The following is a 13,384-nucleotide window of genomic DNA, read 5'->3' as shown; positions in this document are numbered from 1 at the left end:
TGTGTCTTTTTTCCCCTCTCCCCTCCCTACACCTCCTCCCCCGCTCGCGCCCCCCCCCCCCCCCCCCCCCCCCCCCCCCCCCCCCCCCCCCCCCCCCCCCCCACTTCAACGAGTCGTCTGGCCTTCCAGCGTGAAGGCCTTACGGAGGCTGGTTACAAAGGTTCTCCCGTCTGTGGGCGCGTGGTGCGCTGTTGTGTCAGCACCGCGGTCCGCCGGTGGTGTGATCCAGGTGGGTCAGGAAGTCTTCGATCTCACGTACGAGGGCTTGCGTTGCTTCAGACAGTCCGACTCCGGCTTCCCCCAAAGCCGAGTCAACTCTGTCTGCAACCACGCGGATACCAGCGGACTGGCACACGAAGGCGCTTACGAATGTCTTGAACGCTTCCTCGGTGCGTTCTCTTTCTCGCCCATGACATGCCGATACTTCCTCTTCTCTCTCAGTTTCGAGGATATGAAGATAGTCGCGTGCATCCTCGTCACCCTTGAGTGCTGCTCTTTCCCACCAAGTTCGCGCTTCATGGTCCCTGTCTAGGAGCTCAAGGATTTCTGCTACGCGTCGCGTTTCCTGTGGTGCTGCGGAATCATCGATTTCTTTCTTTAGGAGAGTACGCAGTTCACGTACTACACCGATTCGATGGTTTCCGTTTCCGAGGTTTTCCAGGCAGGGGGCGGGGGCCGGGGGCCAGCCCGAAGGCTGACCCCCCTCCGCCTGGACAGGGTTCTCGCCGATCCGAGAATCCTTGGAAAGCGCCTGCTCAGATCCTTCGAGCAGGAGCCACAGGGCGAGGAGCCGGATGGTTCCCCGCTCCTCGGGCTGGTGCGTCCAAGCGGACAGGTATGTCATGCGGTGGCCTCCTCGCTGCGGTCGTTGATGGTTTTCTTCAGGTTGTTGGCGGCGGCTTTGATGTAGCGCTTCACCGACTCCTCCTTGATCTGGAGGCGCTGTGCAACTACTGCAGGGCTAAGGTCGCCCAGTACACACAGGTTGATGACCTCGCGCTGCCGTTCAGGAAGGCCTGCGACAAGTTCGTCGATGCCTTCCTTGACTGTCTCGTAGGCGGCATCGGGGATACCGATGCCTGATTCCGTTTCGGGCAGTTCATGAACCGGTACTGCGACCGTTTTCCTGTTCCGGCGGTACTGGTCGATGACCGCCCGCTTTACCGCGGTGCGCCCGTAGGCGATGGAGGATCCCGGCTTAGCCGAAATCTTGTCCCATCGGCGGAACATGTTCAGGTAGACGTCCTGCACAGCGTCCTGGGCGCTGTGCGGGTCGCCTGCCTGGGACCGGGCCAGTCGGGAGAATGCCTCGAGGGTCTCGAGGACGAAGGACTCGAAGTCCGCTCCCGGTGCGGCCTCGCTCACGCAGCCTCCCGCGTGGCGATGGCCCGGTGTCCGGCCGGATCGGCCATGCCCTTGCGGAACAGCCAGGCCGGCTGTCCCTGCTCGAAGCGGGCGGCGGCGCCGCCGTCGGGCAGAGACTGCGCCATCGCGACCATGGTGGCGCGCTGCTCGCGCTCCGCCCGGGTCTCGATGTGCGCCTTCACAAGCATCTCCACAACGCCCCGGGCACGGCGCATCGCGTAGTACAGCAGGAGCATGACGGGCAGTGATACCCCACCCGCTCCCACCCAGTACGACCAAGTCATCGACCAGGCCTTCCAGTAGTGACGAACTCGTTGATGAGGGCGCAAGGTCCTCATCCGCTCACACGCCGCTGGGGGGTCGGATCCGGATGCCGGAGTTCAAGATTTTTCCCAACTTCCCCCGCCGGCACGCCAGCCTCACTGTTTCCGCAGGTCACAGAGCCACGGAAGAGGAACAGAAAGACGGGAGCGACAGGGGTTCGCGAGGCGGCAACGTCGTAACGCATGCCGACCAGTGCCGTCTCGAGAACGCCAGAACTAGCGGCACCAAGCAGGTCCTGGGGTTGGGTTGTCCGTTACGTACAGACGGTGGACAGCGCTCATCGGGGAGGAGGCGATATGGCTGTGGGTACCAGCCGGGTCGACGTGCGCTTCCGGGACCCTCTGGGTCGTGCGCACCAGGTTCCGTGGCTTGAGGCTGCGCAGGACGTCGTCTTCGAGGAGGGTCCTGCGGTGCAGGCGTTTCCTGTCCGGTACGGGCGGCGCGTGGCTCCGGGCTGGTGGTGGTCGTCGACCGGTGGGCAGTTGGTGGCGTACGGGTCGGGCGCCATGCGGACGCAGCTCATGCTGTTGGATCGGGATCCGGCAGTGGTGGCGTTGGCCTGCCGGCCAGTGGAGCTGGTGTGGCGTGAGAGCAGCGGAGGAGTCGTCGCACATGCGCCGCAACTGATGGCCCGGCTGAAGAACGGCAGCGGTCTGCTGGTCGACTGCGTGGGACGCAGCGGCCCGTCTGCCCGGTTGGCTGGGCGGGCGCGGGTGGTGACGGCTGCTGCGGAGGCGGTGGGCTGGTCCTACCGGCTGGCGGAGCCTCCGGATGCGGTGCTGGTGGCCAATGTGCGGTGGCTGGCCGGGTACCGGCACCCCCGGCACGCCGCAGGATCGTGGATGCCCGCTCTGGTGGCGGCGTTCGGCAGTCCTCGGCCGGCGGTGGAGACGGTGCGGGAGCTGGGTGACCCGATCGCCGTGTGGCCTGCGGTCTTTCACGCGTTGTGGAGCGGTGTGCTGAGTGTGCGGCTGGGCGAGCCGCTGCACGAGCGCGTCATCATCTCGGTCGCACGGCAGGAGACCGAAGCAGCGTGACGCAGGCGGTTGTCGAGGTCGGGGCGCGGATCCGCTACGGCGGGCGGGTGTGGACGGTGGCCGTGCTGGAAGGCGCCCGGGCCACGCTGGTGACCGACGAAGGCGCTTCGGCGGCGGTGCTGCTGCCCTACCTGTTCGCCGACCCGTCCTTCAAGGTGGAAGGCGGGCGCGCGCCGGGGAGGGTGCCGCCGTTCGGGCTGCTGGAGGCGCTTCCGGCGGAGGTGCGGGAGCGGGCGCTGGCGTGGCAGCGGCATGTGCGGGAAGTGGAGACCGGCTTCCCCGACGCGGTCAGGCAGGGCTGTCCGCGTGAGCAGTTCGATCCGGCGGCGCGGAGTCTGGCGCAGCGGGAGCAGGCGAAGGCACAGGAGCTGACGGCGGCGGGCTGGGTGACGAGTGTGGCGACGGTGCGGCGGATGCGGGCGCGCTACCGCAGCGAGGGCCTGTGGGGGCTGGTGGACGGCCGGGCGGTGAGGGAGCGGTCGGTGGTGGGGCGGGCCGATGAGCGGGTGGTCACGGCAATCAGGAGCGTGTTGGAGGAGCAGCGGGAGCGGTCGACGGGCACGCTGGTGCGGCTGCGCCGCCAGGTGGGGTGGCTGCTGGAGGAGGAATACGGCGCGGGGGTGGTGGCGCTGCCGCCGGCATCGACGTTCAACCGGCTGGTGCACGCGGTGGCCGACGGGCAGGGGCTGCTGGGGACGGCGGCGCAGCGGCGGTGGCATGTGTCGCGGCCGGCGCCGCCGTTCACGCCGACAGTGGCGCTGCGTCCGGGTGAGTTGGTGATGCTGGACAGTACGCCGCTGGATGTGCTGGCGGTGCTGGACGACGGTGTGGTCGGGCGCGTGGAGCTGAGCATCGCGCTGGATGTGGCGACGCGCAGCATCTGCGCGGCGGTGCTGCGTCCGGTGGGCACAAGGTCGGTGGACGCAGCGATGCTGCTGGCGCAGATGGTGGTGCCGGCGGCGATGCGGCCCGGCTGGGACGCGGCGCTGTCGATGCAGCGGTCGGTCATCCCGTATGAGCGGCTGGTGGCGTTGGACGCGCGGCTTCAGGGGGCGGCTGCCCGGCCGGTGATCACGCCGGAGACGGTGGTGGTGGACCAGGGCCGGGTGTACGTGTCGAGTTCGTTCGTCTCGGCGTGCGAGAGCCTGGGGGTGTCGGTGCAGCCGGTGCCGCCGGCGAACGGTCCGGCGAAGGGGAACGTGGAGCGGACTTTCCGCGCTATCGCCGACGGGTTCAGCCAGTACCTGCCAGGTCACACCGGCTCGGATGTCTCCCAGCGGGGCGCGGCCGCGCAGGGGGATGCGTGCTGGAGCCTGGCGCAGCTGCAGGAGTTGCTGGACGAGTGGGTCATCGCCGGGTGGCAGGAGCGCCGGCACGAGGCGCTGCGGCACCCGATGATGCCGCGGGTCGCCGTGTCGCCGAACGAGATGTGGGCGGCGCTGGTGGCAGTGACGGGGCATGTGCCGGTGCCGTTGTCCGCTCACGACTACGTCGAGCTGCTGCCCGTCAGGTGGCAGGCCATCAACGACTACGGCATCCGCTTCGGCTACCGCACCTACGACCATCCCGGCCTCAACCCCTGCCGGCGCCGCCGCTCGGCTCGGGCGGACAAGAACGGCCGGTGGGAGGTCCACCACAACCCCTATGACCCGAACCGGGTGTGGGTGCGTCTGCCCGAGGGATGGCTGGAAGTGCCGTGGGTCCACGCGGAGGCGGTCAGGCGCCCGTTCACCGCGTTCACCTGGGACCATGTCCGGCGCACCGTGGAACGCCGCGCGGGCCGCGAAGAACACGAGGCCGCAATCGCCCAGGCGCTGGACGCGCTGCTGCAACGCGCGAGCCAGGGACTGGGCAGCAAACGTGAGCGGACGGTAGCCGCCCGGGCCCGGGCGGCCGCACAGATAACGGGCCCCTCCCCCACCGCGGACCCGCACCAGCAGACTGCATCCATCGCGCCGACGGCCTCGTTCGGACTGCCCGGCTCCTTCACCGCCCCGCTTGAGAACGCCGACGGCTGGGACATCGGCGACGGTCTGGACGATGCCGAGGAGGATGACGGCGCGGACAGCCTGGACGACGAGGACTACCTTCTCGCCGGCCTCAGCGACGACAGGGACGCCGCGGCAGGCCACGGGGATGAGGCCGAAGCATCCGGACCGGCGGCCGGGACAGCCCGGGACCCGGCAGCTGCTCAGACACTGAAGGCCGCTGGGACGGGCGGCATGCGCATCTACGACCCGTACCAGGAGGCCCAGGCATGGTGACGACGGTCCAGCCCGCCGCCGCGCAGCACAGCCATTTCAGTCCCCTGACCACGTGGGACGGGTGGCAGCAGTTCGTCGACACACCCCTCGCTCCAGCACGGGACGTTGGCGACCAGGAGTGGACCATGGAGCAGCGGGAGGACTACCACGCGCGGTTCGTGGTGCTGAAGACCCCCGCGATGGACGCCATCTCCGCTGCGGTGCGACGTCTGCTGCTGCTCAACCGCGGCCAGCAGGGCGGCGCCAGGCGTGGCCTGATCATCTCCGGCCCGGCAACGACCGGGAAGACCACCGCGATGCAGCAGCTCGGGCGCACCGTCGAACTCGCCGACCGGCGCCGCCACCCTGGCTGTGACGGGCGTTTGCCGGTGCTGTTCATCACCGTGCCGCCGTCCTCCACCCCGAAGATGCTCATCAGCGAGTTCGCCCGCTTCCTCGGCCTGCCGACGCTGGAGCGGATGAACCAGATCCAGATCACCAACGCCGTGTGCGAGCTGCTGTGCGAGATGGGCACCCAGCTGGTCCTGGTCGACGACGTGCACCTGATGGACACCCGCAGCCGGGCCGGCGCCGAGACCTCCGACCAGCTGAAGTACCTCGGCGAACGGATCCCGGCAACGTTCGTCTACTCCGGCATCGACGTCGAGACCTCACCGCTGCTGACCGGCGTGCGCGGCTCCCAGCTCGCAGGCCGCTTCAAAATCGTGCGCAACCAGCCGCTGCGCTACGGCAGTCCTGCGGACAAGCAGATCTGGCACGACCTGGTGCACGGCATGGACAGCGCCCTGCGGCTGCGCCACTACCGTCTCGGCACCCTGGTCACGCACGCCGCCTACCTGCACGCCCGCACCGGCGGCCGCATGGGCAGCCTCTCCCACCTCATCCGGGAAGCCGCCCTGGTATCCCTGATGGACGGCACCGAAAAGATCACAAAGAAGCTGCTCGAGCAGATCGAACTGGACACCGCCGCCGAGCAGCGGTCCCGGGCCCCACAGCGCCACCGGGTAACCTCGCCACGCCTGTCCCGACCTGTGTCTGCCTCAACCGTCCGTCCGGATCCGCGTGTTGTCACGGCTCGGCTGCTGGTGCATCCGAGCCTGCCAGGAACGGCCTCTACTGCCTGATGCACACCTCCCTTCCATCACAACGGCAACCGCCGCGTACGGCAGCGGCGCAGCCAGGGCCGGTGCGGGTCGCACCGCTGCAGGGCGAGACGACCCTGTCGTATCTGGACCGGCTGGCCGACCGCTACCGGCTCGGGGTCAGAGACCTCATCCCGGCACTGCTCCAGGTCACCGGAGCCCTGTTCAAGGGCTACCGCACGGACGGCGAGGTGTACCTCAAGACCGAAGCCCGGGCTCGCATATCGGTGTTCTGTCGCGTACCCGAGGAGGCTTTGGGAAGGGCTCTGCCCGCCTGGTCCGCCCAGGAACCGGTCTCACCGGACGGAGCGGGCGCGGCCGGACGGTTCCGCTTCGGCTCCGTGGTGCCGGCTGCGGGGGAAGGCTGCCGGCTGTGCATGGCCGCACGCACCGGACGGACCAAGCCCGCCCGGCTGTACTTGAAACCGCACACCCGTATCTGCCCGCGCCACCGGCGCTGGATGCTCGGCACTCACTGGGTCGACGGCGCGCCGGCAGGCACCGAGCAGATCGATCTGACGGGCCTGCCCGAAATGCTCACGGCGCACCGGCAGCACCTGAAGCTGCTGCGTCACGCGCCGAAGGCGACCGAGGCGTTCGAGATCGCGCATGCGGTGGTCGTCTCCTGGTGGGCTCAGCGGTGGCCCGAGGAGAAGCGGTGGCCGGACCGTGCGGGACAGACCGTCCCGCAGGGGGCCGATCCGCAGTGGTGGCGGCTGCTGGTCAGGGATGCAGTCACCTACCCGGAGACGGTTGCCCTCGCCTCAGTTCTCGTTGACGAACGCTTCAGGCGGCGGCTGCTCGCCGAAAGCAGCGGCCACCTGCCGCACACTCTTGCGGACACGCCCGCTCTGATCCGCGAGCTGGCACGGATCACCAACCGGGGCTGGCTGCCCGAGAAGATCGCTTCGACCTCGGCTGGGCCCTTGCTGGTATGGGTGCACCACTGCGTACGGTCCCCTGCTGGTGCAGACGCCGCCGATCGTTTGTGGACGCTGCACATGGCACACCGGCCCCGGCCCATCGCCCGGGAACTGCAGGCCTACCGCGACGCGGGCCGTAAGCCGGAGGCGGTGGGAGGCAGCCCGTCGCGGGGCCGCGGGCTTCGGCTCACCCCCGAGCAGGCATTCCATACCGGTCTGGCCCACGCCCGTGCCTACGCTGCCCTTCACGGCCACCTCGCGGCTCCGATCGGCGAGCGGTTCAACGGCTTTGCACTGGGCCGGTGGCTGTCCAACCACCGCAAGTCCCCCGGGATGCCGCCCGAGCACGTCGCGGCGCTGGAGGCGCTGGATCAGTGGTGGAGACCGCTGTGGACAGTGATGTGGCAGCGTTCCTACTACGAAGCCCGCGACCACGCTCGCGCCCGGGGCAGCCTGCTCCCCGAACACGGCTTCCCCGCCACCGGCTTCGGCCTGGGCGAATGGCTCTACAACCAGTGCACCGCCTACGAGGACCTCCACCCCGCACAACAGCGTCTCCTGTCCGACATCGGCCTCACCCGCGAAGCCGTACGAACCGCCCGGCCACGCCGCAAGCACATGGCCACCCACTTCCAGCGCGCCCTCGCGTGTGCCCGTGCCTACGCCGACGCCCACGGCACGCTGACGGCCGCGACCACCGACACCGTCCAGGACGGACTCAAGCTGGGGCAGTGGCTGGCCAACCAGCGCAGCAAAGACCACGCCTACCGGGCCCGCCACGGCACACCTTCACCCCGAGCACTGGCACTGTCGGCGATCGACCCCTGGTGGAACCCGCCCTGGACCCTGGACTGGCAGCGTGCCTGGCACCAGGCACGCACCCACGTCCGAGACGGCTACGTCCTGGACGCTGCGGCCGGGTTCCCCGGTACCGGCAGCGCCCTCGCCACGTGGCTGACCACCCAGTGCGCCCAATACGACACACTCCTGCCTGACCAGCGGGACCTGTTTGCCCGCATCGGGATCACCGCAGACACCGCCCGCGGCACCGCCGCCCGGCCCGCCGAAAACGAGGCCGACTTCGCCACCGCACTCGGCTACGCACGCGCCTATCACACCGCACGCGGCACCCTCGCCATCCCGGTCGACACCGTCCACGACGGATTCCAGCTGGGGCGATGGCTGCGCCGACAGCGCCAGAACGCCCGTACCGACACCCGCCGGGGTGCGCCTCCTTCCGCTGCGGCGAAGGCGCTGGGCAGTGTCGATCCCTGGTGGTGCCCGCCCTGGAGCCTGGCCTGGCAGCGCACCTGGCAGCACATCCACCAGCAGGTCCAGGCCGGCCACCAGCCAGACGCCATGCACGAGTTCCGCAGCTTCGCCCCCACCGAGCGCGCCTGGCTATGCCGGCAGGTCACCCGCTACAACGACCTGCATTTGGGCCAGCAGAGCCTCCTGGCCGACGTCGGCGTCACCGGTGAGAGCGCCCACGCCCGGCCCGTCACCCCGTACGCCGAAACCGCCCTGGCCCATGCCCGCGCCTACACAGCCGCGCACGGCAGTCTGGCAACGCCGTACTGCGCCGTCCACGACGGTTTCCCCCTGGGGCCCTGGCTGGCCCGGCAACGCCTCCTGGCCCAGAGCACGAACACCCCCTACGCCGCTCATCAAGCTCTCACCACGCTCGACCCGTGGTGGAACCCGCCCTGGCCCATGCGCTGGCAGCGCGCCTGGCACCACGCGCGCACCACCCCCATCAGCGCGGGCGCGAGCTCCTGGGCGGCCGTCCAACGCGCCGCCTGGCACCGGCTGCACCCGCAACAGCGCGCGCTCCTCACCGACATCGGAATCACCCCCGAAAACCGGACAACCGCACAGCGCCGCGAAGCGACCCGCTCCTACCCCCCAAGCCCCGGACTGGCCCACGCCCGCGCCTGGGCCGACACAACCGGCAGCCTCTGCGTCCCCAAAGGCACCCACCATGACGGCTTTCCCCTGGGGACCTGGCTGCTCCAGCAACGCCGCAAAGCCGGCCAAGGCCGCCTGTCCCCCGCCACCCTGCATGCCCTCAACACCATCGACCCCTGGTGGAACCCGCCCTGGCCCTACCACTGGCACCGCACCTACCACCAAGCCCGGTCCCGCCACCGCACCGGCCAGTCCTACCCACCACGGATCACCTCATGGATCCACACTCAACACCGCGACTGGCCACGCCTGCACCCCCAGCAGCAACACCTCCTCACCACCCTCGGAATCTCCCCCGCGTAGACCGACGCGGACACCGCTGTCAGACCCATGCGGAAGAATCCCGCCATGGGCGAATCCCTCGCGACACAGCTCCTCAGCGCGGATCTCGAGACCGCCTGCCCCGTCTGCGGATACCTGATGTGGATCCGCTACTCGGAGGTCGTGGTCCAGACCGCCGTGACCTGCCCTTGCTGCTACACCCACATCTGGCTGGTCGACGACACCGGCAGCGCGCAGAACGCGGGTGAGGCGATCCAGCAGCAGATCACACAAGCCCTGAAAGGTCTCTTCCGGTGAAGTACCAGCAGCGTCTCCAGGTCGCCGTACGCGAACGACTGCGCAAACTCATGACCGCGCCCTACCCCAGCGCCGGCCACGAAGTACACCTCGCCGTCACATGGATCAACAGCCAGCCAGCCCTCAGAGGCCTCCTCGAAGAGGCGGCCCGAAAGGAACCGGAACTGGACCGGGAGAAGTTCCGCACCGGCCTGTCCCGCAGCGGGCGGTTCTTCTGGCCCAGCCGGACCGAGGAAGGACGGGCCACGCTTGTTTGGGAGCTGATGCAGGACGTCGCCAAGGCGGACGCCGAGGACCCGGAAGCCGGCTGGCGCATCGCGAGCGGGTACAGCACACAAAGAAACATGCAGGACAGCTGGCGGGAGTTCGCCGAAGACATCTTGCAGCCCTTCTTCGACTTCCTCAGCGAGCGCGTCGGCGTGGAGAGCAGCGTCCTGCACACCCTTGAGCGCTACCGCACCCGCATCGAATGGTTCGACCGCGAAGAGCTCTACACCCGCTTCGAAGCCGACCGCGCCAACGGCGAAGAGGTCTACAACCTCGATCTGCAGCGCTTCCTGTTCCTCGAGGGCGACCACATCACCCACGCCAAGCCCCGCTCAGCCTCCGGCGAAGCCGACCTCATCGGCGACCTCGACGGGAGCGACCCCCTCGTCTGCGACGGCAAAATCTTCGACGGCCAAGGCCGCGGCAAGGGCTACCTCGTCAAAGGGCTACACCAGATCATCAAGTACGCCCACGACTACGGGCAGCACACCGCCTACCTCGTCATCTACAACATCACCGACAAGCTCCTGGAACTACCCACCGACGGCACCCCCGGCTCCTGGCCCCCGTACACCGAACTCACCGGCGTCCGCATCTACTTCATCCACGTCCGCGTCCTGCCACCCACCACCACCGCCAGCAAAGCCGGCAAAGCCACCCGCGTCACCCTCACCCGAGACGACCTCACCAACCCCGACACCACCTGACCCACCACACCAAGTAGCGGCTCGCTAAAACTACGCAACACCCGACCAACCTGCACAGACGACATACACGCAGGTCAGGCAGCTACCACCCCGCTCAGCCCCCACACTCTGAGCACCCAGACACCGCGAACACCACCCAGAAGAACTGAGAAACCCCAGCTCGCAGCCACAGCAACAACTCAGAAAAACAGAGCTACGACACCAGCAGACACTCACCACGATCGACCCCTGGTGGAACCCGCCCTGGCCCATCCTGTGGCAACGCTCCTACCACCACGCACACACCCACCCCCAACATCCCACCACCCGCCACTGGCTCCACAACCAGCAACGCAGCTGGCCACTCCTGCACCCCCACCAACAACAACTCCTCACCGGCATCGGCACCACCACACCCCCCTGAGATCCGCCACACGCTCTCCCGAATCGTCCATCCGCCGCCAGAATGGGCCGATGGACGACGCGCGCTTCTTCAACGACGAACCCTTCCTCGACCAGGAAGAGGGCCCTGACCTGCTTGGGCACGAGCAGTACGGACAGCACGCCGTGAAGCTGCTGCAGCGCGTCCGGGCCCAGACCGAAACCGGAGTCCTCGCGCTGATCGGCCCCTGGGGCTCAGGAAAGTCGACCGTCCTGGGCAAAGTGATACGCCAACTGCGGGCCCAGGACATCAGCCGCGACGCCTGGTTGGTGGCAGAGCTCAATCCGTGGCTGTATTCCGACCTGGAATCGCTGACAGTGGCACTGTTCAGCGAAATCCGCGCGGCCCTGCCTGAAGAGGAGCAGTGGTCAGAGGCACGGCAGAAGATCGGGGGATTCGGCCAGGCCATCAGCCCTCTGGGTAAGCTCACCGCCCTGGCAGGCCTGGATTCGGAGAGTCTGATCAAAGCGATCAGCGACCGCGTGAGCGGAGATACCAGCGCCTCGGCTGCCAAGCGCAAGGCGGAAGATGCTCTGCGCAAGGCAGGAAGCCCCGTCCTGGTGGTCATGGACGACCTGGACCGTCTGACGCCCGACGAGTTGCTCCTGGTTTTCAAGCTGGTACGCCTGGTAGGCCACCTACCGAACGTCTACTACCTGATCAGCTTCGACGAACAGACTCTGCTGGACGTCCTGCGGCGCAGCGACCTGGTCGGCAACAGCGAGCCGAGAGCCCGCGAGTTCCTGGAAAAGATCATCCAGGTCCGGCTGGACCTTCCCGCCTTCCGCGAACGTGACGCCGACGTCCTGGTCGACCGCTCGCTCACCGCGGTCCTGCACTCACACGAGCTGACGATGACACCCAGCGAGCAGGAAAGGCTCTCCGAGGCCTACTACCGGTACCTGCAGGCCCGGCTGCGTACCCCGCGGGCCATCAAGCGGTTCTTCGGCCAGGTGGACGCCACCCTCGGCCAGCTCACCGGCAACGTCGACATCGTCGACTTCCTGATCGTCACCTTCCTGCGCACCAGCGAGCCCCGCGCCTACCAGTTGCTGTGGCAGCACCGAGCCGAACTCACCGGCACCAGCATGGACCTGCCTCCGCGCCGCAACGAGCGGCCCGAACAGGGCATCGACCGCTGGCGCACCAGGCTGCAGGACGCCGGCGTCGCCGAACAGCACCTGGACGGCGTGATCGGCCTGATGGGCATGCTGTTCGCACCAGTCCGGCAGGCCCTCGGCCATGGCATCAACCTTCAGGCCATCGCGCTGCGGCGCGGCATCGACTACTTCGACCGGTACATGGTCTTCGGTATCCCCGACGACGACCTTCCCGAGCACACCCTCGACACCGCCCTGCAGCAACTGGCCGACAGCACCCCGGGCACCGAAGCGGACGAACTCCTCCTGCGCCTGCGCGACGACACCCAGCGCATCACCCGCCGCATCGGTTACAAACGCGCCGCCGGCGCTCCCCTACCGGCGGCCGCGCTCCTCAAAGCCGCAGCCCCGCACTACGGCCACCTCACCGCCGCCCCTCAAGGCGCCCTCGGCCTGTTCACCGCGGACCGCGCGATGGACGTCCTCGCGAAAGACCTTCTGACCGACCTTGCCGAGCCCGACCGGGCCGCGATCCTCAAGACCATGGCTGAGACCCCTGACGGAGCCGTCCTGGCCGCTCGCACCCTGCAACGCGTCACCAGCCGCAACGACTCCGACAGCCCGGACCACACACAGGCAGCAGCCACGCCCGGCTGGATAGGTGAGGCCCGCTCACTGATCAGCCACGAGATCGCACGGCACCTCGCCCCCTCCGCACGCCGGCCCGTCGACGAACTCACCGAGCCGGAGATCACCCTCATCTGGGCATGGCGCCATACCGCACCCTAGGCCGCCCGCACCTGGATCAACCAGCGCCTCGACGAGGCATGGACCCCGCTCGACCTCCTCGCCGTACTCCTCCCGCCCGACCGGGCGTCGTTCCCCGTCATCGACAACGACACCCTGCAAAGCCTCGACGCGCTCATCGGCCTCGAAGCGCTGCACAACCGCCTCGGCCCACTCCTCGACACCCCCGCAGCCAACCCCGACAACTCCCCGGACGAACACCGGGCGCTCATCCTCCAAGCACTCCGCGAACACCGCCAGCGCAACAGCGCGAACACCACCTGACAGACAACAGCTGCCTGCACCGCCATGTGCCCGACCACCGACCCGCCCGCACCGGGCCCCACTCACAGCCCCAGACGCTCACGGGGACAGCGACCTACCAACAGCCAGTAGAAGTGATCACTGAACCGCCCCGGCTCGAATGGAGACTCGATTTCGTGAAAGGATCGAGTCATGGCACGACCTTCCCGTTACCCGCTTGAGCTGCGCCGACGTGCG

10 protein-coding genes are annotated in these 13,384 nt (G+C 68.4%); 7 read left to right on the top strand and 3 right to left on the bottom strand.

Translation table 11 applies throughout. From position 1 onward, the window contains the following. Nucleotides 1-196: 196 nt before the first annotated feature. From ACIA8E_RS39775 to ACIA8E_RS39765, 3 genes are read right to left on the bottom strand one after another with little or no spacing between them, the layout of a single operon-like run. Nucleotides 197-844: a hypothetical protein gene (locus tag ACIA8E_RS39775; RefSeq protein ID WP_326816172.1), complete on the bottom strand. Its 648-nt coding sequence runs from the start codon at nt 842-844 to the stop codon at nt 197-199. Beyond that, nucleotides 841-1,365 (bottom strand): RNA polymerase sigma factor, encoded by a 525-nt coding sequence (locus ACIA8E_RS39770; protein WP_399306526.1) that lies wholly within the window; start codon nt 1,363-1,365, stop codon nt 841-843. Before ACIA8E_RS39770 ends, ACIA8E_RS39775 begins: the two co-directional genes overlap by 4 nt. Then, entirely contained in the window at nt 1,362-1,649 is a 288-nt protein-coding gene (locus tag ACIA8E_RS39765; protein WP_326816174.1) for a hypothetical protein, read from the bottom strand. Before ACIA8E_RS39765 ends, ACIA8E_RS39770 begins: the two co-directional genes overlap by 4 nt. Before the next feature lie 336 nt (nt 1,650-1,985). On the opposite strand from ACIA8E_RS39765, the gene ACIA8E_RS39760 reads away from it, so the two are divergent. From ACIA8E_RS39760 to ACIA8E_RS39730, 7 genes are all read left to right on the top strand, one after another. Continuing rightward, the gene (locus ACIA8E_RS39760; protein WP_399306523.1) at nt 1,986-2,726 is read left to right on the top strand and encodes a TnsA-like heteromeric transposase endonuclease subunit; all 741 of its coding nucleotides are present in this window, start codon (nt 1,986-1,988) and stop codon (nt 2,724-2,726) included. Next, nucleotides 2,723-4,990: a transposase gene (locus ACIA8E_RS39755; protein ID WP_399306521.1), complete on the top strand. Its 2,268-nt coding sequence runs from the start codon at nt 2,723-2,725 to the stop codon at nt 4,988-4,990. The genes ACIA8E_RS39760 and ACIA8E_RS39755 overlap by 4 nt, the downstream gene beginning before the upstream one ends. After that, entirely contained in the window at nt 4,984-6,114 is a 1,131-nt protein-coding gene (locus tag ACIA8E_RS39750) for a TniB family NTP-binding protein (protein ID WP_399306518.1), read from the top strand. Before ACIA8E_RS39755 ends, ACIA8E_RS39750 begins: the two co-directional genes overlap by 7 nt. 62 nt (nt 6,115-6,176) lie before the next feature. Beyond that, a complete protein-coding gene (locus tag ACIA8E_RS39745; protein WP_399306515.1) occupies nt 6,177-9,326 on the top strand; it encodes a Helicase associated domain protein in 3,150 nt (1,049 codons plus the stop codon). Nucleotides 9,327-9,371: 45 nt separating this feature from the next. Beyond that, nucleotides 9,372-9,602, top strand: a complete 231-nt coding sequence (locus ACIA8E_RS39740) for a hypothetical protein (protein ID WP_326816179.1) — start codon at nt 9,372-9,374, stop codon at nt 9,600-9,602. Further along, on the top strand, nt 9,599-10,576 hold the full coding sequence (locus ACIA8E_RS39735) for a hypothetical protein (RefSeq protein ID WP_326816180.1): 978 nt from the start codon (nt 9,599-9,601) through the stop codon (nt 10,574-10,576). The genes ACIA8E_RS39740 and ACIA8E_RS39735 overlap by 4 nt, the downstream gene beginning before the upstream one ends. Before the next feature lie 453 nt (nt 10,577-11,029). Beyond that, entirely contained in the window at nt 11,030-12,886 is a 1,857-nt protein-coding gene (locus ACIA8E_RS39730) for a P-loop NTPase fold protein (protein WP_399306511.1), read from the top strand. The last annotated feature ends 498 nt before the right edge of the window (nt 12,887-13,384 follow it).

This window comes from Streptomyces sp. NPDC051664 (assembly GCF_044453545.1).
GTDB lineage: Bacteria > Actinomycetota > Actinomycetes > Streptomycetales > Streptomycetaceae > Streptomyces.
The sequence above is the reverse complement of the archived record's forward strand: the minus strand, read 5'-3'. Positions and strand labels throughout refer to the sequence as shown.